2 protein-coding genes are annotated in these 2,223 nt (G+C 38.4%); both read left to right on the forward strand.

Going from position 1 to position 2,223, the window contains the following annotated elements; genetic code table 11:
• The first annotated feature begins 87 nt into the window (after window positions 1-87).
• Window positions 88-636: a sigma-70 family RNA polymerase sigma factor gene (locus ACI6MV_RS24805; protein ID WP_407272986.1), complete on the forward strand. Its 549-nt coding sequence runs from the start codon at window positions 88-90 to the stop codon at window positions 634-636.
• Window positions 629-2,125 carry a DUF4179 domain-containing protein gene (locus tag ACI6MV_RS24810; RefSeq protein ID WP_407272987.1) on the forward strand — a complete coding sequence of 499 codons (1,497 nt, stop codon included), beginning with the start codon at window positions 629-631 and terminating at the stop codon, window positions 2,123-2,125. Before ACI6MV_RS24805 ends, ACI6MV_RS24810 begins: the two co-directional genes overlap by 8 nt.
• Window positions 2,126-2,223 lie beyond the last annotated feature (98 nt).

The following is a 2,223-nucleotide window of genomic DNA, read 5'->3' on the forward strand; positions in this document are numbered from 1 at the left end:
AAAAAAAATACATAAAATATGGGACTTTTTTTGTTCTAGATCGTCTTTGCTAATGAAGAGCAGTTGCAGACGGAGTGAGGTGGCATGATGGACAATTATTTCGATCCCGCTGAATCTATCGATAAAATGAGTAAGGATGAAGCAATCGAATGGATTATGGATACACATGGTGAGAAAATCAAACGATTCATTTACACGTATGTGAAAAATCGCAGTCAAACCGATGACCTGTTTCAAGACGTATTGTTTGCTGTATACCGACAGCTGCATACGTTCAAACAGCAGTCATCATTCAAAACATGGTTGTATCGGATTGCGGCGAACAAATGCAAGGACTATTTGCGATCACCAATCCACCGGCTAATCATTTGGAAAGCCCAGGTGATAGAAAGAGCAGACGATAGAACACCAGAGCAATCGTTGATGTTAGATGAGCAAAAACAGGCATTGTTGACGAAGATGTTGCAGTTGCCAATCAAGTATCGCGAGGTGTTGATTTTGCAATATTATCAAGAATTTTCTATTAATGAGATCAGCGAACTGTTAGGCATAAATCCTTCAACGGTAAAAACACGCATCATGCGTGCCAAGGAAAAGCTGAAGGATGAGTTAAAGGAGGATTTTTTGTATGAGTAAATTATCCAAAGATGATATCGACGAATTTCTTGGCAATGACTCATTTTACTCCGATCAAGATAAACAACGTTTTTTTAATAAACTTCATAGGCAACAAAGGAAAAAGAGCTGGATGCCGAAAGTAGCGACAGCGGTTATGGCATGCGTTATTTTATTTGTGGGTTTTCAATTTAGTAAGGAATATTTGGGCTTTTATTTTGGAGCAGATCAAGCGGAACATAAGTGGGAAACAGCGGAATTACTAAATGACGTTGAAAGTTATTATATAGAGAAAACACCAGGGTTAGCCCGTGCAGAAGAACTCGGCTTAGTTATGGAAGTGAATTTTACTAGTTATTTAGATAATGGTGTCAAGCTTCATATCGATAAAATTTGGTACAATTCCAAAGATGTGTATTTATTTTATTATATTTCGATGGACGATTTGGGAGTGCTGATGGAAGGTGCGGATCGTGGACCGAGGATAACGAGGATGTCGGTATCTCAAGATGACGAAGGCAAATACCCATATCAGAATCTACCGCTTTATACAATGAACATGGCTATGAACGATGGTATTATTTATAAAGATCGCTTTTACCATCGTATATCGTTTTCACCAATTCATGGAGAGGATAATGAAGCATTAACAGAATTAAACGATATTTTAGATGTCGATATTACAGCTGATCTGTTTGGGGAAGAAGTTACGGCAAATCAAGTTGCTATACCAGTTGAGTACGATAAAAATAAAGAATACGTGTATACAAGCCCGATCAATCAAAAAGTTGAGAAGGAAGGTATCGAGCTCGTATTTTATACGATTGATATTGGTGTTACAGAAAACCAATTATTCGGTCGTGTGATTATCGCAAATGGTGACCGTTTACGAAGTATCGATGCAACGATAACAACAGATCGAGGAGAGAGCCATAGAATCCGTGGTTATGTTACCGATTGGGATCAACCAGAACAATTTAGTTTTGAGATTCCGCCCTTTAATTATGAGCCTGAGAATGTAACGATTACAGTAAACTCCGTAGAGATGATTAGTGATGAATCATTCGATTTTTCAATAGATATTTCCGATTATGAGGAAAAAATGAAGCAGTTTAATAACTCTTATGAAGTAAGTCCACACGAGCCCATCGGAGAGATTATGGATACAAAAATTTATTTGGATCGGTTACTTTACGATGAACGCGGTATTAATTTTGACATTTTGTATGAACCAGAGGTGCCGAATCAGACGAAGAAATTGTTAGAGGATACGCCAGCAACAACCGAGGAACCTATCATTGCTGATCAGCCACTCTTGATGTCAGCCTACAACGAACAAGGGAAGTCTGCATCATACGGGCAACGAGGAAGCGGACCAGGGCATCGCTTCGGAATTTTCTTAGAGAAAGAATTTGTAGAAATTTCTAATTCAGTCGATATAACTATAAATAATCTGTTGTATCAAGTGAAGATGGATGCGTCGGTGACGAGTTCGGTTAGTGAAGAATAGACGCTAGCAATTTCTCCTCAATACAAAAGCATCGCATTTTGCGGTGCTTTTTGTTTGGATAAAAGAGTAAAACTGAGTCCCCATTAGGAAGAGTTTCC

Origin of the sequence: Radiobacillus sp. PE A8.2 (assembly GCF_045635475.1) — a bacterium.
Taxonomy (GTDB): Bacteria; Bacillota; Bacilli; order Bacillales; family Amphibacillaceae; genus JBJGXI01.

Excerpts from the sequence above, each read along its gene's own strand:
- ACI6MV_RS24805 (WP_407272986.1), top strand. The coding sequence starts at position 88 with ATGGACAATTATTTCGATCCCGCTGAATCTATCGATAAAATGAGTAAG.
- ACI6MV_RS24810 (WP_407272987.1), top strand. The coding sequence starts at position 629 with ATGAGTAAATTATCCAAAGATGATATCGACGAATTTCTTGGCAATGAC.